This is a genomic window from Vibrio eleionomae, from assembly GCF_009874545.1.
GTDB classification, from domain to species: domain Bacteria; phylum Pseudomonadota; class Gammaproteobacteria; order Enterobacterales; family Vibrionaceae; genus Vibrio; species Vibrio nitrifigilis.
In genome coordinates, this window is the sequence record NZ_WEKT01000013.1 from 40,321 (window position 1) to 61,381 (window position 21,061).

Genomic DNA, 21,061 nt, shown 5'->3' on the forward strand with positions numbered 1-21,061 from the left:
AAGAAAATCACACGGAAAGCAATATTTTTTGTCCTAGAGGGTGGAAAGACATACAAATATTAAGTATTTTAGCCCACATGCTGCTGAGTGTACGACTGTTCATGTTATGCACTCAGTTGCCATAGCTCCGAGCTTTGCTACCTAAGTCTAATCGTGGATAAGGTGGTAAAGCCAAGTGGCAATAATGCCACGAGGGCGTGATCAGAAATGATGAGGCCTCCCGTGTTTGGAAAGGTGTTTCGTGGCGCAACAATTTCATGATAATTATGAGCGTAAGTTCTATTACTTGCGCTTGTCTGTTACAGATGTCTGTAACTTTAAATGTACTTACTGCTTACCTGATGGTTATAAGCCTTCGGGGAGTCGTAACTCGTCTTTTTTAACGCTACCAGAGATAAAGCGTGTGGTTAGTGCGTTCGCTGCAAGTGGAACGTCTAAAGTACGTATTACTGGTGGTGAACCTAGCTTACGTAAAGATTTTACCGATATCATTGCAACGACAGCGCAAACGTCAGGTATTGAGAAAGTCGCGACGACGACCAACGGCTACCGAATGGAGAAGCACGTTGGTGAGTGGCGTGAGGCTGGGTTAACACATATCAATGTCAGCGTGGATAGTTTGGATCCGCGCATGTTTCATCAAATCACCGGACAAAATCGTTTCCATCAAGTCATGGCAGGAATTGACCGTGCATTTGAAGTAGGGTACGAGCAGGTCAAAGTTAACGTTGTATTGATGAAAAACCTCAATTACCAAGAATTGCCCCGTTTTCTTGATTGGATCAAACATCGGTCTATTCAGTTACGTTTTATCGAATTAATGCAAACTGGTGAAATGGATGACTTATTTCAAAATCATCATGTTTCGGGTACGTCGATTCGTAATCATTTGATTGCTAACGGATGGCTGTTAAAAGCCAAAGAGAAAAATGATGGTCCTGCCCAAGTGTATGTGCATCCTGATTACCAAGGTGAAATAGGGTTAATCATGCCTTATGAAAAGCATTTCTGCGAAACATGTAACCGACTACGTATCTCAGCATTGGGTAAATTGCATCTCTGCTTGTTTGGAGAAGAGGGCGTAGAGTTACGCGATCTTTTACAGACCGAAGACCAACAACCAGAGCTTATCGCACGTATTCAAGCGCATTTAAGAACAAAATCTGTTAGTCATTTTTTACACGATGGTCATACAGGAATGACGCCTCATTTGGCATCGATCGGCGGCTAACTCGCTCCAATTAACTGGTAAGCCAGCATGCGATAGGCTTGCCTTACATTTTATGCATTAGAGGTGAACTTATGGGTCACGCAGCAAGTGAATTTAAACCAGCAAATATTGCAGTGCTAACTGTTTCTGATACTCGTACTGAAGAAAATGATACGTCAGGTCACTACTTTGTTGAGCAGTTAAAAGAAGCGGGCCATCACTTGGCCGATAAGAAAATCGTGATTGACGATATGTACCAAATTCGTGCGATTTTGTCGCAGTGGATTGCCGATGAAAATGTTCAAGCGGTACTGATTACTGGTGGAACGGGTTTTACATCCCGAGATAGCACTCCGGAAGCTGTAAAACCTTTGTTTGATAAAGAAGTTGAAGGCTTTGGTGAACTGTTCCGTATGGTCTCTTATGAAGAAATTGGTACGTCAACGATTCAGTCACGTGCTGTTGCTGGATTTGCCAACCATACTGTGATTTTTGCTATGCCAGGTTCGACCGGTGCGTGTCGTACAGGTTGGACTAAAATCATTAAAGATCAATTGGATGCTACACACCGTCCATGTAATTTTATGCCACATCTGTAAGAGGTTACACCATGTCTGAGTTAACTCATATTAACGCTGCCGGTGAAGCCAATATGGTGGACGTCTCTGCAAAAGCGGAGACAGTACGTGAAGCTCGAGCAGAAGCCTATGTACAAATGTCTGCAGAGACATTAAATATGATCGTTTCTGGTCAGCATCATAAAGGTGATGTCTTCGCCACGGCTAGAATCGCTGGGATTCAAGCTGCGAAGAAAACATGGGATTTGATCCCTCTTTGCCATCCATTGCTGCTTTCTAAAGTTGAAGTGCAACTCGAAGCTCTAGTCGCTGAAAATAAAGTACGTATTGAATCTGTATGTAAATTGGCGGGTAAAACAGGGGTTGAGATGGAAGCTCTAACGGCAGCGTCAGTGGCCGCGTTGACTATCTATGACATGTGTAAAGCGGTGCAAAAAGACATGGTGATTGAGCACGTTCGGTTACTTGAAAAAACCGGTGGTAAGTCTGGACACTTTAAGGCGCACTCATGATAAACGTTTTATTTTTTGCCCAAACCCGCGAATTGATTGGCGTCGATTCAGTTACTGTAGAGCAACCATTCTCGACCGTTGATGAGTTGCGCGCTTATTTGGCGAGTCAACCTGGAAAATGGGAATTGGCCCTTGAGAGTGGTAAGTTGCTAGCGGCAGTTAATCAATCAATTGTTCCCATGGAATATTCGCTCAACGATGGTGATGAGGTCGCTTTCTTTCCACCTGTAACCGGAGGTTAATATGGACCTCAAAATCTCTGTTCAGCAAGAAGATTTTTCTTTGGCACAAGAATATGAACGTCTTGCTTTAGGCACTGATGCTGGTGCCGTTGTCACTTTTGTCGGCAAAGTACGCGATATGAATTTGGGTGATAATGTTCAAGGCTTACATCTTGAACATTACCCAGGCATGACCGAAAAATCATTGACCTCAATAGCGGAACAGGCCGCTGAGCGTTGGCCAATACTTCGTGCGACGATCATTCATCGCATTGGTGATTTAGATATTGGTGATCAAATCGTTTTGGTAGGCGTTTCTAGCTCTCATCGAAGTGCTTCTTTTGCGGCTAGCGAATTTATAATGGACTACTTAAAAACAGAAGCGCCATTTTGGAAAAAAGAGCGAACCACGACAGATAATCGTTGGATTGACTCTCGCGAATCGGATAAAAAATCGGCTGAGCGTTGGAAGTAAAGCCATTTTGTAACGAATTATGAATAGAGAAAATCTATAGCACGATTTTTATGTAATAGTGAATCAGGCATATGCCTGCATAACCGATAAAAATTATTGTTAATGATTTTCTCTACTTACCCCTTTCTGATTAGTTAACCCCACTATTTTTCTCATTTCTAAACCTCTCATGACTGTTAGTCTTGAGCATCATAGGGTTCTCCTTTTGCAATAATTGGCTTTTTCTATTTAGTAATTTATCAAAAGTGGTTAACACTTAGGGAAAGAGCAACATACCGTTGCCGGTTGAGGAGAGTGCCAATATGGATTCCATTCAAGTTAGAGATTATATGACGCTGCATCCGGTTACCTTTACCCCGGAAATGCCTTTGACGGCCGCATTGGCAAAGTTGTTGCGTTCTGACAACCACGGTGGTCCGGTCATTGACGATAAGGAGCATGTTATTGGGTTTATTTCAGAGCAAGATTTATTGGATAAGTTGGTGAAGGCCAGCTATTTTTGTCATGATTCTCATGTAGTTGGTGAGTGTATGCGTGATGAAGTGTTGACGGTTTCTCCTGATATGACGATTATCGAATTGGCCGATCTAATGCAAGTGGGTAAACCCAAAGCGTATCCAGTCGTCGATAACGGAAAATTGTTGGGAATGATTTCACGCAGTGAAGTATTAAAAGCTTTAGGGAAAAATCTCGCATCCTGTTTCCAGCACCCTGTTTAATCATGGGAAATAACTTATCTAAGGGAGCTATACCCAAGTAACCTCAAGATGCTGTTTCAGCGAGAATGTATTCGCTCTTAGGCAAGGCACTGATTTGAAGACATAGTCATTCTACGTTAAAAATCAGTAACACAGCCTAGGAGCGAATAAAACTCGCCCTTTGGGAGCTCATCAACAAACCTATTTCTGTGCTCAATCACGTTGAAAGGGAATGACCATTCCTGCCTTGATTGAGCTTGATCTAGGCTCGTTGATGAAGCTCTGAATCCTGCATCTTGAGGTCATTTGGGTATATCAAGCTCCTTTTTTATTTCTTTTCAATGTGATTGGGCCATATAAATAGCTTGACCTTAGAGTTAACTCCAAGCTGTATGCTTTAGGGAGTTAATTGATAAGGAGACTTATTATGTGTTCTAAACATTCAGAATGTTGCTCTACTAAACATAGCCAACCTGCGCAGCGAAATGACTCATGCTGCCACTCTTCACCTAAGATACTATCGATTCGTCCTATGGGGACATCCAGTAGTGAATCTCATGTTGGCGCGACTTGCTCTACGGATTCCTTAGCAGGGGATAGTGGAGGCGACGAAGACCCTGCCCGGCATCTGGGAAAATATCAATCGAGTTGGCGTGTGGTGGGGATGGACTGTCCTTCTTGTGCAAGAAAAGTAGAAACTGCTGTTAATCAATTAACCGATATCGTCTCTGCCAAGGTAGTTTTTAGCACTGAGAAGTTAGTTGTCGAGTACAACCAGCCAGCAACAGAGCAAGCCATTGAAAGCGTCGTCCAACGCACTGGTTACGATGTTCATAACTTAAATCAAGCCACTCACTCGCATAAGTCTGAGAATACGCCTTGGTATCGTCAGCGCGATACACAACAAATCATAGTGATAGGCATTGGTATTTTATTTGGTGCTTTAATAGGAAACTGGCATAGAGAATTAGGACAGTGGGTTGATGTTATCGTTTGTATCGCGGGGTTATTGCCGATAGCAAAAAGTGCGTTGAGAGGTGCGCAATCGGGTTCTCCGTTTACGATAGAAACACTGATGACAGTAGCATGCCTCGGTGCTTTATATCTCGGTGCATACACAGAAGCTGCGATGGTTATTTTTCTCTTCTTAATAGGGGAACGTCTTGAAGGACTTGCAGCAGAAAAGGCTCGTAGTGGTGTTCAATCTTTAATGAAATTATTGCCAGAACAAGCAACAAAAATTATCGATGGGCAACGCATTAACGTAGATGTGGCAAGTTTAAACCTTGGTGATGTGATTGAAGTTTCTCCTGGAGGTCGTTTACCTGCGGATGGCATTTTATTGACAACGGCTGCCGCGATTGATGAAAGTGCGTTAACCGGCGAATCTGTTCCGGCAGAGCGCCAGCAAGGTGAGTCGCTATCGGCTGGTGGGGTCGTCGTCGATCGGGTCATTCAGGTACGTGTCACCTCTCGCCAAGGGGAAAATGCCATCGATCGTATTCTGCATATGATTGAAGACGCAGAATCACGTAAGGCACCTTTGGAGCGATTTCTTGATAAATTCAGCCGTTGGTATACACCGATGATGATGGGAGTTGCCTTAGCGGTGGTTTTGATTCCGCCACTTATATTCTCTCAACCGTGGGATACATGGCTCTATCGAGGTTTGGCGACGTTATTGATAGCTTGCCCATGTGCGCTCGTGATTTCAACGCCTGCCGCGATAACCTCTGGGTTAGCAACGGCGGCTCGGTATGGTGCACTGATTAAAGGTGGTGCTGCACTCGAACAATTGGGACGAATTAAAACGATTGCGTTTGATAAAACGGGAACGTTAACCCAAGGCCAACCTCAAGTGACTGACGTTATAACATTGGGGAACGAAACTGAGGAAAAAATATTGCAGTATGCCGCTGCAGTAGAACAAGGCTCTGTTCACCCTTTAGCCAAGGCATTAGTTAATTACGTTGAAGGCCAGAAAATACCACTCCCTGAGGCTAACAATAAAAGCGCTCAAGCGGGGAAAGGGGTATCTGGTGTTGTTAATGGGCAAAAGGTACAGCTCCTCGCCCCTCGCCATAGTCATTTAGTGGATGAACATGCTCAATCCATCGTTGAACGGCTGGAGTTACAAGGTAAAACCGTTGTGTATCTTCAAATAGCGTCTGAGGTTGTAGGGATCATATCCTGGCAAGATCAGTTGCGTGACGATGCGCAAAAGGCGGTGCACAAGTTAACGTCAATGGGCATTTCAAGCGTGATGCTGACGGGTGACAATCAACGTTGCGCAGCGGGAATGGCCGAGCAATTGAATCTAGAGTATCAAGCGCAATTGTTGCCAGCAGATAAAGTGGATTGGGTAAGAAATATGGCACAACAAGGCCATGTAGCGATGGTAGGTGATGGTATTAATGATGCGCCAGCGATGAAATCTGCCAGTGTAGCCATCGCGATGGGGGAAGGCAGTGATGTTGCACTAGAGACGGCAGATGCGGCTTTAACGCACAATCGATTATCCGGTATTCCTACTATGATTGCTTTATCTCAAGCAACATTGGCTAACATCAGGCAAAACATTACCTTAGCTTTGGGATTGAAGGCGATTTTTCTCGTAACGAGTTTGTGCGGTATTACCGGCTTGTGGTTAGCGGTATTAGCTGACAGCGGAGCGACTGCATTAGTGACGTTGAATGCATTGCGTTTACTGCGTTTTAAAGCAGACGACTAAGGCTTGCGATTCATGACTATACTCAAAAGCACAGTGCTTACTGTGCTTTTATTTTTGTCTTTACCAATGAATTAGTGTGATATTTATCACATTAGTGTGTAAATATAAAAATTGTTGCTTTTATTTTTGTGATAATCATCGGTTTTTAAAAATGATGGGTCGGATACAGTTATCTGGTACCCAAAAAAATCAGAGCTAAAAACAAGCCGTAATAAGGAGTATTTTTTATGACTCAAGCTGTATTCCATTTAGGTGTCACAAAAGAAGATTTACAAGATGCAACACTTGCGATCATTCCTGGTGATCCTGCTCGTGTAGAAAAAATTGCTAACTTACTCGAGAACCCTCAATTTCTAGCAAGTCAACGTGAATACACACTGTATCGTGGCCAACTAGACGGTCAATCGGTTGTTGTCTGTTCTACTGGTATTGGTGGACCATCAACGTCGATCGCTGTGGAAGAATTAGCGCAACTGGGTGTACGAACATTCCTTCGCGTCGGTACCACTGGCGCAATTCAACCACACGTTAATGTGGGTGATATGATTGTAACGACAGGTTCTGTTCGCCTAGATGGCGCAAGTCTGCACTTTGCTCCAATGGAATTTCCAGCCGTTGCTGATTTTGATGTAGCCACTGCAATGAAGAAAGCCGCAGTAGCGAGTGGTGCAAATGTTCATACCGGTGTAACAGCATCCAGTGATACGTTCTATCCAGGGCAAGAGCGTTATGACACGTTTACTGGTCGAGTAGTCCGTCGTTTTCAAGGCTCAATGAAAGAGTGGCAAGAAATGGGCGTATTAAACTTTGAGATGGAATCGGCAACCTTACTGACTATGTGCGCCAGTTCTGGTCTGAAAGCTGGGTGTGTGGCCGGCGTTATTATCAACCGTACACAAAAAGAAACCCCTGACCATGAAACACTGAAATTGGCAGAAACTCGTGCAATTCAAGTGGTGGTGGATGCAGCGCGCGAATTACTCGCTTAATTCATTAATGACAGAGAAAGGCTTGGTTTACCAAGCCTTTTTTGATTGTCTTATGCTAAAACTAACTTAGGCAAGGGAATATATAAGGTTTCGATCAGTTCGCTGAGCATATGGTCATACACTTGCGCGATTGCCAGAGATAAAGCTGTCGTCACAGCGTAGAGTTCTTCTGCTGAAGGTAAAGGAGAGTTCTGGTGCTCGAATGTGAGGAGCTGTCGCAGCGCCTTGGCACAATGTGGTGAGGCGATGGTTAGACTGCTGATCATCGAGAGTTGCGTGACTTTTCGGTAAACTGACCCAGCGTTGAGGAAAAAGCGCTTTTTGTCATTAGGTTTTTCCAATACATCAATGGTGATGCGCAATTGAGTTAAGGCATCCATTGCATCAATCACTTGTTGCCAGTTAATGTGGTACTCATCTGAAAGATCTTCCCTTCCAGCCTCTAATAGCCATGCCAAGATCACTTCATCAAGTAGGAACATACAGTGCCTAATCGCTCGCCCGTGTAACATTTGATTACGAGCAACAGAGCGGTCTTGCCAATCTTGAGTTAGCACTTCAAGTTTACGCTGCAAAATACGATACATCGGCTTAGTATCAAGGTTTGCAATATGAATCAAATGAGTGACATGTTGCTGCAGTTGGTGCTCTAGTTCTAACGCTTGATCGTGGTTGTTTTCACCAAACATCAGTTGATGGTGAGTTGCGCTGCGGTGTTGTCGACAAATCGAGAGCACCTCGCGTAATTCAACGAGTAATTCATATTTACGTTGTGACACGTTCTCACGTTGTTTGGCATAGAGATACATCAAGCCTAAAATCGCGAGAGAAATAGCCATGGCTAAAAGCACAAACATATAAGAGCAAACTCCTGTAACTTATATCGGGAGTGGGCTGTGTGATACTTCATTAGTACCGACAACGCACAGCATCTGATAATCTATAAGCAGTCTTAATGCCAACTTTATTTATATTATTATTCAGCAAGTTATTTTTTACCTGTTGAATGCTTGCACTAATCTGGTGCTAGTTTGCCTTTAAATGAACGTATTTGCATAAAATTTGATATAAAAAACGCCGTGATTAATACGTTAATCACGGCGTTTAATAGGTGTTCTATCAATCGTAAAATGGTAATGATTGACGTAACAGCAATCGTCGATTACATGACGCGCATGCCAGGTTGAGCGCCTTCGTGTGGTTCAAGAATCCACAATTGGTCGCCACCAGGGCCAGCTGCGAGAATCATGCCTTCAGACATACCAAACTTCATCTTACGAGGTTTCAGGTTTGCCACCATCACAGTGTATTTACCCACCAAGTCTTCTGGTTTGTATGCTGCTTTGATACCAGAGAATACTTGGCGAGTTTCGCCACCGATATCCAATTGGAATTTAAGCAGTTTATTTGCTTTAGGCACTTCTTCACAAGAGATGATTTTAGCGATGCGCATATCCACTTTAGCAAAATCATCAAACTCGATTTCGTCAGCAACTGGATCTTTGTCCAATTCTGTTTGTTGTGCTTTTGGTGCCGCCGCTTCAATTTTTGCTTTTTCTTCAGCTGCTTCTTTTTTAGATGCTTCAATCATCTCTTCGACGTGTTTAGGATCGATACGATTGAATAGCGCTTTGAACTTACTGATTTCATGGCCAGTAAGTGGCGCTGCAATACCTTCCCAAGTGAGTTCTTGGTTTAGGAATGCTTCAGAGCGAGCAGCGAGTGAAGGCATTACTGGTTTCAAGTAAGTCATTAATACGCGGAACAGGTTAATGCCGACAGTACAAATGTCCTGCAGATCTTGATCACGACCTTCTTCTTTCGCCACGACCCAAGGTGCTTTCTCATCTACGTATTGGTTTGCTTTGTCTGCCAATGCTGTGATTTCACGAATAGCACGACCAAATTCACGTGTTTCGTAAAGGTTTGCAATACTCTCTGCTGCATCAGCAAACTCTTGGTATAGAGCGGGCTCTGCAAATTGAGTGGATAGTTGACCTTCAAAACGTTTAGTGATGAAGCCTGCGTTACGAGACGCTAGGTTCACGATCTTGTTGACTACGTCTGCGTTTACACGCTGTGTGAAGTCTTCAAGGTTTAGGTCTAAGTCATCGATACGGCTATTGAGTTTCGCCGCGTAGTAGTAACGCAGACACTCAGGATCTAAGTGTTTTAGGTATGTACTTGCTTTAACGAAAGTCCCTTTTGATTTCGACATTTTCGCGCCGTTAACCGTTACGTAACCGTGCACGAATACGTTGTTTGGTTTACGGTAACCAGCGCCGTCTAGCATGGCTGGCCAGAACAAGCTGTGGAAGTAAACGATGTCTTTACCGATGAAGTGGTAAAGCTCTGCTGAGCTGTCTTTGTTCCAGTATTCAGCGAAGTCTAGGTTGTCACGTTTGTCACATAGGTTTTTGAATGACCCCATGTAACCGATAGGTGCATCTAGCCAAACGTAGAAGAATTTGTTTTTCTCGCCAGGGATTTCAAAGCCGAAGTAAGGTGCATCACGTGAGATATCCCACTGTTGCAGGCCTGACTCAAACCACTCTTGCATTTTGTTCGCCGTTTCTGTTTGCAGCGAACCAGAGCGGGTCCACTCTTTCAACATGCTCTCAAATTGAGGTAAGTCGAAGAAAAAGTGTTCAGAATCTTTAAGGACAGGTGTTGCACCAGATACTGCTGAACGAGGATTGATCAGATCAGTTGGGCTATAAGTTTCACCACATACGTCACAGTTGTCGCCGTATTGGTCTTCTGCTTTACATTTAGGACAAGTGCCTTTTACAAAGCGGTCAGGCAAGAACATCTCTTTCTCAGGGTCGAACAATTGAGAAATTGTGCGGCTAGAGATAAAGCCATTTTTTTTCAGCTCAAGATAAATGTGTGATGCGAGCTCACGGTTTTCATCGCTATGGGTGCTGTGATAGTTATCAAAGCTGATGTCGAAACCGGCGAAGTCTTTTTGATGTTCCTCGCTCACACCTGCGATCATCTCTTCTGGCGTGATACCCATCTGTTGCGCTTTAAGCATAATTGGCGTGCCGTGAGCATCGTCTGCACAGATGAAGTTAATAGTGTTGCCACGTAGTCGTTGGTAACGTACCCAAATATCCGCTTGGATATGCTCAAGCATATGACCCAAGTGAATAGAACCGTTAGCGTACGGAAGGGCACAAGTTACCAAAATTTTTCTTGGTTCAGTTGCCATACTTAATAATTCGCTTTCTTGATAGGTATAAAAAGATTGGTCGTTAATACTACCTTATGATGCCTGTAACGCCAAGGTGAACGGGGGAATATCTTAATTTTTCAGGCTTCTTTCTCAAGAGATTGAATGATAGCATACGCCAAAAAGGAGGACTTATGCATTCGTTGACGTCCAAGCACGACTTTTGCGCGTGGCTAAATCAATTTTCTCACCCTAATTTAATTACTGATTGGGCTTTACAGCCTAATTTGGTCTCTCTTTCTGATGCCGGTGTTTACCAGATTACTTTCCCTTTTGCTGCTCAGAGTATTATCCGTGAATTGCAAGACTGGATTGAAACTCAGCGACAAAACGGAGAGGTATCATCGTTCGAATACACAGTGTCTGTATCGCCAAAGCCACTTGAAACTCATGTTGGTAAATCCATTGCGGGTGTGAAAAACATCATCGCAGTCACGTCTGCAAAGGGTGGGGTGGGTAAATCAACAACCGCCGTTAACCTAGCCTTAGCGCTCTCTCATTTAGGTGCTAACGTTGGGTTACTTGATGCCGATGTGTATGGCCCGTCTGTACCGCTGATGTTAGGTACAACCGATGCTAAGCCAGAGGTGATTGATGATAAATGGATGAAACCGATTAAGGTTCACGGTATTCACACTCATTCAATAGGTTATTTGGTTGATAAACAAGAAGCGGCAATTTGGCGTGGTCCGATGGCATCTAAAGCGTTAGAGCAGCTATTGAATGAAACCAAGTGGCCAGAACTCGATTATATGGTAATTGATATGCCGCCAGGTACTGGTGATATACAGCTGACATTAGCTCAGCAAATCCCTGTTACCGGCTCTGTGATTGTGACAACCCCTCAGGATCTGGCTTTGGCCGATGCTCGTAAGGGCGCTGCGATGTTTGAAAAAGTGGATGTTCCGGTCGTCGGGCTCATTGAAAATATGAGTTACCACATTTGTTCGAATTGCGGTGCGAAGGAATTTATTTTTGGTACGGGGGGCGCGCAACAATTAGCTGGGGAATATGGCCTTGCTTTGTTAGCGCAGATTCCACTGCATATCGCAATGCGTGAGGATATTGATGCGGGTATCCCGACCGTAGCTCGTCGTCCTGATAGTGAACATGCTGGGTATTATTTGGATCTTGCGGAGCGCATTAGCTCAACACTCTATTGGCAAGGGAAAGTAAAACCTGAGGCGATTGATATAAAACTGGTTTAATTATACCGCAGCAGGCTCTAAATAAAAGCAGAGTGAATGTAATCGTTTACTCTGCTTTTTGTTTAATCAAACAGTCAGAAATAAAGGGAATTTCCCTTAATCCTAGCTGGTATCTCTGCAATGAACTCCCTATAATCAGGCGGTTTACCTTAATTCCTCACATTTACACGTATCGGGTGCAAATACATGTCTGATAATAATCAATGCGTCATCATCGGAATCGCTGGCGCTTCCGCTTCTGGAAAAAGCCTTATCGCGAGTACTATTTATAAGGAACTTCGCGCTAAAGTTGGCGATCATCAAATTGGGGTGATTACGGAAGATTGCTATTACAAAGATCAGAGCCATCTAAGCATGGAAGAGCGTGTAAAAACCAATTATGACCATCCAAATGCGTTGGATCATGATTTGTTGTGTGATCATCTAGAGCAACTACTGCGTGGCGAAGCCGTTGATGTTCCAGAATACAGCTATAAAGATCATACTCGTACAGCTAATACCACTCAGCTGACCCCTAAAAAAGTCATCATTCTGGAAGGTATTCTTCTGCTAACGGAACCACGTCTACGTAAGTTAATGCATGCTAGTGTCTTTATGGATACACCACTAGATATCTGTCTTTTACGTCGTCTGAAACGTGATGTAGAGGAACGTGGCCGTACTATGGAATCTGTTTTGGTGCAGTATCAAAAAACAGTACGTCCAATGTTTTTACAATTTATTGAACCGTCGAAACAACATGCCGATATCATTGTGCCTCGTGGCGGTAAAAACCGAATCGCGATTGATGTTTTAAAAGCTCATATTTCTAAGTTACTTAAATCATAAAATTGACTCAGAAATAGCAAAAACCTGTGATATTTTCATAAGATTAAGTGGCACATAGTTTACTATGTGCCACTTTCTTTTTGGGTTGACCATTATTTTCTCTTGCAACAACAAGGAACGCGCAGATGAAAAAGCTTTCGATGATTCTTATCGCTATTTTGGTGATCGTATTCGGTTCTGCTTTTGCTCTTGTTATGTTTGTAAACCCCAATCAGTTTAAGCCTCTGCTGGTGGAAAAAGTAAAACAACAGACGGGATTAGACTTAAATATCGAAGGTGATATTAGCTGGCAGTTTTTCCCAGCGATTGGTTTAGAGTTGGGCAAAACGGAACTCAAAAATCCAACTGGGTACAATTCAGTTAATTTATTGAAAGTCCAACACGTGGATATCGATGTATCACTGTTTGCGTTGTTAGAGCATAAGTTGCAGATTGGCAATGTGCGAGTTGAAGGTGCTGAAGTGCATCTAGAAACCTTGGCCAATGGTCAATCGAATATTGACGCGTTAAAGAAAAAACCGAATAACACGAAACAACCCCAATCAACAGTTTCGCCGAGCGGTACCACGCCTCAATCATCGGTTACCCAGCCAGCAGAAACAACCACAGAAAATAGCCAGCGTTGGCAAGTCTCATTAGAAGGTGTTGATATTGTTAATGCTGTGCTCGATATTCAAAATCAGCAAACGAACACTTATACCAAATTATATGAGGTGCAATTGAGTTTGACTGAGTTTGCCGTTGACGAGTGGACCAGCATGACGTTTGGTTTTAAAGGTCAACATAACAATCAGCAATTTGCATTGTCGGGGACCAGCCAAATTAAGCTTGCTGATGATCCGATTCGTTCACAACTTAAGGATCTGAGTATTAAAGCCAGTTATAGCAGTGGCGATACTCAAATCGATAGTGCACAACTAGATATTGCGGCATTTCAACTGGGTAAAGCAAATACTATTGAGTATCAAGCTAACGGGACCAGTGGTACAAATACGTTTGATTTGAAGGGAAAAACGTCGGTTATTGTTAATAAAGATTTCAACAAAATTGGTGTCGATGCTTTTGGTGTTGATGCAAATTTATCAGGAGATGGATTACCTCAGTCACCATTAAAAGTGTCGTTCGAGGCGAACATGGCCTATGACCTAGACAACCAAACTATCAAATTATTACTGACGAAGGCTGCGCTAAACGACGCTGTATTAACTGGCAATATGACGGCAGAATTAACCGATATACCTAAGGTTAGGTTTGAATTAGCCAGTGATAAAATCGATGCGGACGTGTTTTTAGCACAGAAGAACGATAAATCTGGGGAAAAAGCTAAGCCGAATGCAAAAGGTGAAGCTCCGTCTGCCAGTGGTAGTCAAAAACCAGCGCCAACTGCTGAAAAAGAGCCTGACTTGTCTGTATTACAAAATCTAGATATTGCGGGCCAGATAAAAATAGGACATTTGATTTTGCAGCATGCCCAAATGAGTAATGTTGCAATGAAGCTAGCGATTAATCGAGGTCAGGTTTCGATTAATCCGTTCTCCACTGAACTTTACCAAGGCAACATGACGACAAAAATCACACTTGATGCACGTCAAGCGCCGGCACAATATCATCTGATTGGCACGATTAAAGATGTAAAAGCGCTTCCTCTACTTAAAGATGTGGCAGACAAGGATATCCTTGAGGGGACAGCAAATGCTACCTTCGATCTTTCAGGGTCAGGGTTGGCGTCAACGGCTATACAGAAAAATCTAGTGGGTAAAGCTCGCACTGAGTTTACCGATGGAGCAATTAACGGCATTAATATTCCTCAGCTCATCCGCACGACCTATGCTCGTATTAAAGGTGAAAAAGTGACGGAAACCGAGTCTAAAAAAACAGATTTTAGTGCCCTCACTGCGACATTGGCATTGAGTGGAGGGAAGGTTAAAACTGATGACTTATCGATGATGTCACCATTATTGAGAATTCATGGTTCAGGTAATGCTGATTATATTAATCGTGATATCGATATGTTGGTGCGCACTTCAATTGTCGGTTCGTTAGAGGGGCAGGGCGGAAAAAGCATCGATGATCTTCGTGATGTCACCATCCCTGTTAAGATTACCGGCTCATGGGAAAAACCTAAATATAAACTCATTTTTGATGATGTGATGAAAAAGAAGGCTGAGAAGGAACTTGACCGAGGGTTGAAGAAACTCGATGACAAAATCAAGGATGAGAAAACCAAAAAAGCCGTTAATAATTTACTAAAAGGGTTGTTCAATTAGCCATCATCAACAAGGAAAAAGAGGAGAGCGAATGCTCTCCTCTTTTGGATTTTAGTGGCCCGTAAATGCAACCCAGTAGTAAGACACTGGCATCGCAATAAACAGTGCAGGTAACATATTCGCAATCGCGAAAGATTTAATACCAGCGATACGGAACCCCGTTGCAAACATGATCAATCCACCAACAGCAGAGAAATCCGCAATCATAACAGGGTTGGTTAATGGCATAATTGAAGCCGCACCAAAATATAGCAATGCCTGAATAATGAATTGAGGAATTGCAAGTACCATAACAGGCAAACCTAAGGTGATAGCGAAAATACCAGCAGTACATAGGTCTAGGAATGCTTTAATAATCAACATGGTTGGATCACCAGTCATACCTTCGTTCATTGAACCGAATACTCCCGTACCACTTGCACAAAGCAGCACGAGAATCGCAATGAATTTTTCCATGTACTCTTCTTGGCTTAGACCAGCACCAGCAGGGCTACCAAAACGTTCCATAGCGCCTTTTACTTTGCCAGCCGCTGTCTGGATGTGTTTTTCCAGGTTAATGACTTCGCCAAAGATTGAACCAATCAGAATAGAAAGAACAACAGCTGATAGATTTTTTACGTGACCAGTCATTGCCAGACCAAGTCCCATAGAAGCTAGGCCAAAGATAAGTGGTAAACCGTTACGAACGCGTTCGCTTACTTTGCTACCTAGAAAACTCCCGCCAGCTCCGCCAATAATAACTGCGGCGCCATTAATAAATGGACCTATCATGTTATGTTTTCCTTATTTGTTTTTTGGAAGGAAGCGTTCGTAATCAACTTCCATGAACTGTGAACGTTGGAAACGAGTATCTTTTAGCTCGAATGGAACAGTACAGTCATAAATAGTTTTACAAGAAATACCGCGGCCTTTGATTGATGGGCTCATGTCAGGCATTTGTGATGGATCAAGAACGTGAGTTGATGCGCCAGGGATCACTATGGTATCTACATCAGCTTGGTGACGAGTGTTAAGAGCCCAAAGTACATCGTTTGAGTCAAAGAGATCGACGTCTTCACCTACGATGATTACGTTTTTCAATTCTGGGAACGCACCAAATGCAACAAGTGCTGCTTGACGTTGACGACCTTCGTCTTTTGGCGATTGTTTTTCGAATTGCATTACAGCCATCAATTTACCGCCGCCTGAAGAGTGCGCGTAAACGTTTTTCACACGACCTGGCATTGCACGTTCAGTCATAGACAGAATGCTTGCTTCAGTACAGATACCCGCTAGAGAAACGTGCTCTTCACTGCAACCAATACAAGTTTGAGTGATTGGGTTTGTACGAGTGGTCACAGATTTCACTTTGATCACAGGAAGGCTAGGGTTTGCACCGCCAGTGTATCCTGGGAATTCAGGCATTGCTTTACCAGTGTTGCTGTTTTGGTCTTCAACAACGCGGTAATCCGGCATGATTTCGCCTTCAATAACGATTTCAGCGTGAGCAATTGCTTTAGTATCCACTGTTTTAGCTTGTACAAGTTCGACTGCTTTGTTACGGAAAGCACCAGCGATTTCTAGTTCGTTAAAACCAATTGGAGTTACTGGTGGCTCGAAACATGCTGAAACGTATACCGCTGGGTCTAGACCAATGTTCACCGTGATTGGTAATGGTTTGCCTGCTGCTTCCGCTTTTTGACGGAATACGTCGATGTGACGACCTGGGGAGAAGAAGATAGACACTTCATCACGAGCTTGGAAACATTGACGGTGGATAGTTACGTCACTTTCGCCAGTTTCTGGATCTTCTGCGTAAACAAGACCTAGAGTGACGTATGGACCTGCATCTTCAACAGTGTTTGTTGGTGCAGGGATGATTTTACGGATATCAAAATCAGGATCGCTTGCTAGGTGAACTACTTCTTGACATGCTGCCTGGTCAACAACAACCGGTTTGATTGGGTTGTTTACAGCGTTCATCATGGCACGGCCAAGGTTTTCAGGTTTGTGACCTAGAAGAAGCGCAGTACGAGCACGGCTAGCAAGAACACCGATAGCAACAGGAGATTTAGTGAAGCCTTTCACGTTATTGAAAAGCATCATTGGACCTTCTTTAGTTGGACGCATAGTTGTACCTGCTGCGCCAACGTGACGGTAAACACCAGATAATTCACCAACTGGATCGACTTCAACATCAGTTTCTAGTAATTGACCTTCGTATTTAGAAAGAAAATCAATTGCTGTACGTAGGTCAGAGATTGACTCACGCGCTAGAAGATAATCTTGATCTTTATATGTTTTCATGTTTTTTCCTTCAAAAAGTGGAATTTTTGATCTAGATAGCAATAAGTTTTTCAATTAGTTTGTTCACTAATTTCTGAATCACTTTTATCTGATCTGGATGAGCATCATCGATGTGAATACCACACGTCACACACACGACTGCGTTAAGGCGTGAGGCCAACCGCAGCGCGATAGAATGCGCAAGTAAATCTTCTTTATGTCCCATCACTGTGAGAACAGAGACAGAAGCACTTGTTTGAGTTGAATCTTGTAAGCTCGGTCTTGGTTGTCCCATCGCCACCGCACCAATATGAGGGCATTCACCCCCATAAATCACCACACAATAATCAGGGCCAGCCTCGATAAGTTGTAAAGTGACGGTAATGTCAGTCAGCGTTTCAGTGAGGGTGATCATTTGTCTTCACACCAGCGTTTGTAGTGAGTCGCTTCAATATCGAACTCATGTAAAATCTTGCCGACGATATGGGTTTCCATATCTTCAATCGTTTCAGGATGGTTATAGTAAGTGAGCATTGGTGGCATGATGATTGCGCCATATTCGGTCGCAGTCAGCATATTCTTGAGGTGCAATCGGCTGAGAGGCGTCTCGCGAGTCACGAGCACTAATTTACGGCGCTCTTTGATATTCACATCAGCCGCACGAAGCAATAAGTTATCAGAATAACCGTGAGCGATTCCTGCGAGGGTTTTCATGCTACATGGCACAACAATCATACCGTCGACACGGAAGGTACCGCTAGCAATGCTCGCACCGATATTCTCATTGTCGTGTAGGACATCGGCTAGGCAGTGTAGCTCGAGAAGGTCATAGTCGGTTTCCATTTCAATGGTTCGCTCAGTACCACCAGATACTACGAGGTGTGTTTCTATTTCAGAATGATTTCTTAATTCTTTCAGTAAGTTGAACGCAAGTGGGACACCACTGGCTCCACTCACTCCAACAACGATTCTGCGTGTAGTCATGTATTTCCCCTTTAATTACTAAGGTTTCTAGTATAGAGATTGTTGTGATCATGGCTATAACGTAATATGAATATCAAATATCACGTTTTGGAATGTTAAATGAAGTCAGTCAAACCACTTAATAACATCAATATGAATTTGTTAGTGCCATTAAATGCATTGTTAGAATATCGCAGCGTGACAGCCGCAGCTGACCATCTCGGTATTGCTCAGCCAACCATGAGTAAGCACTTGGCTCAACTTCGTAAGATATTGAATGATAAACTGTTGGTGCGTGTAGGAAGTCATATGCAGTTAACCCCAACTGCGCACAATATCCAAGCGACCTTGAGTGGCGTTCTTTCTGGATTAAACGATATATTTGCTGCCAGTTATGACCCTTTGAAAGACAAGCGTGAGTTTATTATTGCTTGTCCTGATTATGTTAGCGTGTACATCATGCCAGACGTTATCAAACCCTATTTACACGATGAATCGCAGCTCTCTTTTCACATTATCAACTGGGATGTTCAGGCACGTAGTTTACTGCTGGAAGGATTGATCGATTTCGTGATCACCATTGATGAAGATTTTGCACCGAACTTTATCCGTAAGGTCATTGATAAAGACGATTGGGTTATGGTGATGAGTGAAAAACACCCGCTAGCGAATAAAGAAACCATCACTATGGAAGAGTTTTTGGCTCAGCCTCACGCTCAAACCATTACTGGAGGGGGGAGTTCTAAACAGATCGATCGGTATTTAAAAAATCATCAGCTTAAGCGTAACGTTCGATTGATTACCCAAGGGTACATTCAGATGTATGTAGCCATTCGTGATAGTGAATTAATTTCAGTTGTCCCTAAACATCAGGCGGCCAATATGGCAAAAGATTTTGGACTGACATACCGCTCACTCCCTTTCGATGTTGCACAGTCACAGCATTCCGTGTACTGGCATGAAAAATTTAATAACGACAGCTCTCACCAATGGTTTCGCGATCATATTATTAATGAAATCGTCAATCACCCGTGTCATCGAGTGGATTAAAAAGGATAGGGCCAATAGCCCTATCCAGACACATAATGTTTACTCAATGATTTCTTTTCGGGTTGTACATTGCAGCTGATTATTGACCGGTTGACAGTTTAACTGTTTGTTAGTGTCATAATATTCTGCACCTGCCCAAGAATAAGTAGCCGGTCCTTCAGTCCCCATCGCTTTATGGAAATTGACGGCTTGATTTACATCGCCACTCCCGTTATATACCGCGACATAAGGGAATGGGTAAACTGGGCGAGTACGTAGCACTTTGCCCTGTTTAGCATGTCCAGGTTTGCCTTTACGTTGCGCTTTTTTCTTTGCGAGTTTTTCAGGCGCGCCTGCACCATCCCATTTCGGTTTTGATGTTTGAGTGGTTAAGATGCCATCAGGCTTCTGACCTTGTTCTACCCATTTAGTTAGTGGCGTCAACAAATCAAACGAACTTGGACCATCCCCACCAAAGCAGTGGTGCATACCAGGAATCAAATAGAAGTTCATAAACTCGCTTTGTTCTTTTGCTCCCATGTAATTCTTCACAGCTTCGTAGTAAGCAATACTATTGATCGGTGAAATGTGCTGATCAGACCAACCATGCCATAAGATTAATTTACCGCCATAGGCTTTGAACGCTTTTAAATCAGGATCCACGGCGCTATACATGCCGTATAGAGGACGCAATTTATCAAAGGTTGCGAGATTAAATTTTAAATCGCTTAAACTGAAGTGCTGCGGATTGTGTTCAAATAGCACTTTTTGTAACGCACTTTCAGCAATCATGGTGCTGAAAATTTGGCTAGAATTTTTGCGCGGAACAAATACCCCTGGCCATGCTAACTCAGAGCCAGGAAGTGGGGCTCCTAAGGTAAGTGCTATTCCTGTTTTGGGATCATGAGGGCCCGCATAGATGCGCTTCAATGCTGTGATTTGATCCTGAGTTAGACACTGTTCGGTCTGGCCCTTTTTACACGACAGAACTTGAGGATTAAAGTGACATTGGCGTGGGTCGCTCAACAAGCCATCTTTAAGGCCGTCTAATGCGTCGCATTGATCAAGCACTGCTTGATGGATAAGAGGCACGTCATCGGCAGTAATTAGCGGTTGACCATCTTTACCTGTATTCACAGTGGCTAACCAACCGTGATGCATGGAGTTTTGTACCGAAAAGTTCATTGCAGGTGCTCCCGCAATAATCCCGTTAAAATCTTTAGGGAAGCGTTGGGCTTCCATCAAGGCTTCTCGCCCGCCATCTGAACACCCGTTAAAATAGGAGTACCGGGCATTTTGGCCGTAATAGTGACGGATTAATGTCTTGGCGGCCAACGACGTGATGTGCACTGAACGATAGGCAAAATCAATTCGTTTTTGAGCGTTATCGCCAAAATCACTACTTGGACCATCATGTCCCATATCTGTCGCGGCTAACACCATATTTGAACCGAGTACCAGTGGGCATTGGTCTGCTGCACCGACACGTAAGTCGACACGGCCACATAAGCCACCACAACCTAACTGCATATAGCGTTGGCTCCAGCCTTGCTTAGGAAGTTGTACTGTAAAACTGATGGTCGGAGCCAGTGTCCCTTTCACCTGACAGACCACGTGTCCTTGTTGATCTTTGGTCTCTTTTGCACTGAGCACTTGACTGCCTTTGCCCCCTAAAGCGACCAGGTCAACTTGGCTCAGTGAAGCGCAATCGGCGACAGGAGACACTTCCGTTAAGGTGTCCGTTGTGGTGGCGTGATTTTGTGTCGCCTTGTGCTGGTGACTGCACCCCACTAACACCATGAGCGCAATAGCAGCGCTGAGCAATATTTTTATTTTCATTAATCACCTCAAT

General features: G+C 43.5%; 19 protein-coding genes and 1 riboswitch. Of the genes, 12 read left to right on the forward strand and 7 right to left on the reverse strand.

The features are described 5' to 3' along the window. The first annotated feature begins 113 nt into the window (after positions 1-113). Positions 114-253: riboswitch (molybdenum cofactor riboswitch) on the forward strand. The 8 genes from moaA (at position 242) to udp (ending at position 7,414) form a co-directional block, all read left to right on the forward strand. Beyond that, on the forward strand, positions 242-1,231 hold the full coding sequence (gene moaA / locus F9817_RS09505) for a GTP 3',8-cyclase MoaA (protein WP_161154837.1): 990 nt from the start codon (positions 242-244) through the stop codon (positions 1,229-1,231). (Overlaps the previous riboswitch by 12 nt.) 71 nt (positions 1,232-1,302) lie before the next feature. Beyond that, on the forward strand, positions 1,303-1,809 hold the full coding sequence (gene moaB / locus F9817_RS09510) for a molybdenum cofactor biosynthesis protein B (protein ID WP_161154839.1): 507 nt from the start codon (positions 1,303-1,305) through the stop codon (positions 1,807-1,809). 11 nt (positions 1,810-1,820) lie between these two features. After that, positions 1,821-2,300, forward strand: a complete 480-nt coding sequence (gene moaC, locus F9817_RS09515; protein ID WP_161154841.1) for a cyclic pyranopterin monophosphate synthase MoaC — start codon at positions 1,821-1,823, stop codon at positions 2,298-2,300. After that, a complete protein-coding gene (gene moaD / locus F9817_RS09520; RefSeq protein ID WP_161154843.1) occupies positions 2,297-2,542 on the forward strand; it encodes a molybdopterin synthase sulfur carrier subunit in 246 nt (81 codons plus the stop codon). The genes moaC and moaD overlap by 4 nt, the downstream gene beginning before the upstream one ends. A 1-nt stretch (position 2,543) precedes the next feature. Further along, positions 2,544-2,996, forward strand: coding sequence for a molybdopterin synthase catalytic subunit MoaE (gene moaE / locus F9817_RS09525; protein WP_161154845.1), 453 nt, complete (start codon positions 2,544-2,546; stop codon positions 2,994-2,996). 302 nt (positions 2,997-3,298) lie between these two features. Continuing rightward, positions 3,299-3,715, forward strand: coding sequence for a CBS domain-containing protein (locus tag F9817_RS09530; RefSeq protein ID WP_161154847.1), 417 nt, complete (start codon positions 3,299-3,301; stop codon positions 3,713-3,715). A 406-nt stretch (positions 3,716-4,121) separates the two neighbouring features. Further along, complete coding sequence (locus F9817_RS09535) at positions 4,122-6,425, forward strand: zinc/cadmium/mercury/lead-transporting ATPase (protein WP_161154849.1); 2,304 nt, start codon at positions 4,122-4,124, stop codon at positions 6,423-6,425. 227 nt (positions 6,426-6,652) lie between these two features. Next, positions 6,653-7,414: a uridine phosphorylase gene (gene udp, locus F9817_RS09540; RefSeq protein WP_161154851.1), complete on the forward strand. Its 762-nt coding sequence runs from the start codon at positions 6,653-6,655 to the stop codon at positions 7,412-7,414. A gap of 50 nt (positions 7,415-7,464) precedes the next feature. On the opposite strand, the gene F9817_RS09545 is transcribed toward udp, so the two are convergent. Together F9817_RS09545 and metG are read right to left on the reverse strand one after the other, a co-directional pair. Then, positions 7,465-8,271 carry a hypothetical protein gene (locus F9817_RS09545; protein ID WP_161154853.1) on the reverse strand — a complete coding sequence of 269 codons (807 nt, stop codon included), beginning with the start codon at positions 8,269-8,271 and terminating at the stop codon, positions 7,465-7,467. 305 nt (positions 8,272-8,576) lie between these two features. Beyond that, positions 8,577-10,628, reverse strand: coding sequence for a methionine--tRNA ligase (gene metG, locus F9817_RS09550; protein ID WP_161154855.1), 2,052 nt, complete (start codon positions 10,626-10,628; stop codon positions 8,577-8,579). 155 nt (positions 10,629-10,783) lie between these two features. On the opposite strand from metG, the gene apbC reads away from it, so the two are divergent. From apbC to F9817_RS09565, 3 genes are all read left to right on the forward strand, one after another. Further along, complete coding sequence (apbC, locus tag F9817_RS09555; RefSeq protein ID WP_161154857.1) at positions 10,784-11,857, forward strand: iron-sulfur cluster carrier protein ApbC; 1,074 nt, start codon at positions 10,784-10,786, stop codon at positions 11,855-11,857. 186 nt (positions 11,858-12,043) lie between these two features. After that, positions 12,044-12,685: a uridine kinase gene (gene udk, locus F9817_RS09560; RefSeq protein ID WP_161154859.1), complete on the forward strand. Its 642-nt coding sequence runs from the start codon at positions 12,044-12,046 to the stop codon at positions 12,683-12,685. A gap of 125 nt (positions 12,686-12,810) precedes the next feature. Beyond that, positions 12,811-14,952: an AsmA family protein gene (locus F9817_RS09565; protein WP_161154861.1), complete on the forward strand. Its 2,142-nt coding sequence runs from the start codon at positions 12,811-12,813 to the stop codon at positions 14,950-14,952. A gap of 51 nt (positions 14,953-15,003) precedes the next feature. On the opposite strand, the gene F9817_RS09570 is transcribed toward F9817_RS09565, so the two are convergent. Genes F9817_RS09570 through F9817_RS09585 form a run of 4 tightly spaced genes read right to left on the reverse strand, consistent with a single transcriptional unit; the run spans position 15,004 to position 18,201 of the window. Further along, a complete protein-coding gene (locus tag F9817_RS09570) occupies positions 15,004-15,723 on the reverse strand; it encodes a DUF554 domain-containing protein (protein WP_161154863.1) in 720 nt (239 codons plus the stop codon). A 12-nt stretch (positions 15,724-15,735) separates the two neighbouring features. Continuing rightward, positions 15,736-17,238 carry a UbiD family decarboxylase gene (locus F9817_RS09575; RefSeq protein ID WP_161154865.1) on the reverse strand — a complete coding sequence of 501 codons (1,503 nt, stop codon included), beginning with the start codon at positions 17,236-17,238 and terminating at the stop codon, positions 15,736-15,738. Positions 17,239-17,269: 31 nt separating this feature from the next. Further along, positions 17,270-17,632: a prenylated flavin chaperone LpdD gene (gene lpdD, locus F9817_RS09580; protein WP_161154867.1), complete on the reverse strand. Its 363-nt coding sequence runs from the start codon at positions 17,630-17,632 to the stop codon at positions 17,270-17,272. Further along, positions 17,629-18,201: a UbiX family flavin prenyltransferase gene (locus F9817_RS09585; protein WP_161154869.1), complete on the reverse strand. Its 573-nt coding sequence runs from the start codon at positions 18,199-18,201 to the stop codon at positions 17,629-17,631. Before F9817_RS09585 ends, lpdD begins: the two co-directional genes overlap by 4 nt. 99 nt (positions 18,202-18,300) lie before the next feature. Between F9817_RS09585 and F9817_RS09590 the strand changes: the two genes are divergently transcribed. Then, on the forward strand, positions 18,301-19,230 hold the full coding sequence (locus F9817_RS09590) for a LysR family transcriptional regulator (protein ID WP_161154871.1): 930 nt from the start codon (positions 18,301-18,303) through the stop codon (positions 19,228-19,230). A gap of 39 nt (positions 19,231-19,269) precedes the next feature. On the opposite strand, the gene F9817_RS09595 is transcribed toward F9817_RS09590, so the two are convergent. Then, positions 19,270-21,048, reverse strand: a complete 1,779-nt coding sequence (locus F9817_RS09595) for a tannase/feruloyl esterase family alpha/beta hydrolase (RefSeq protein WP_161154873.1) — start codon at positions 21,046-21,048, stop codon at positions 19,270-19,272. Positions 21,049-21,061 lie beyond the last annotated feature (13 nt).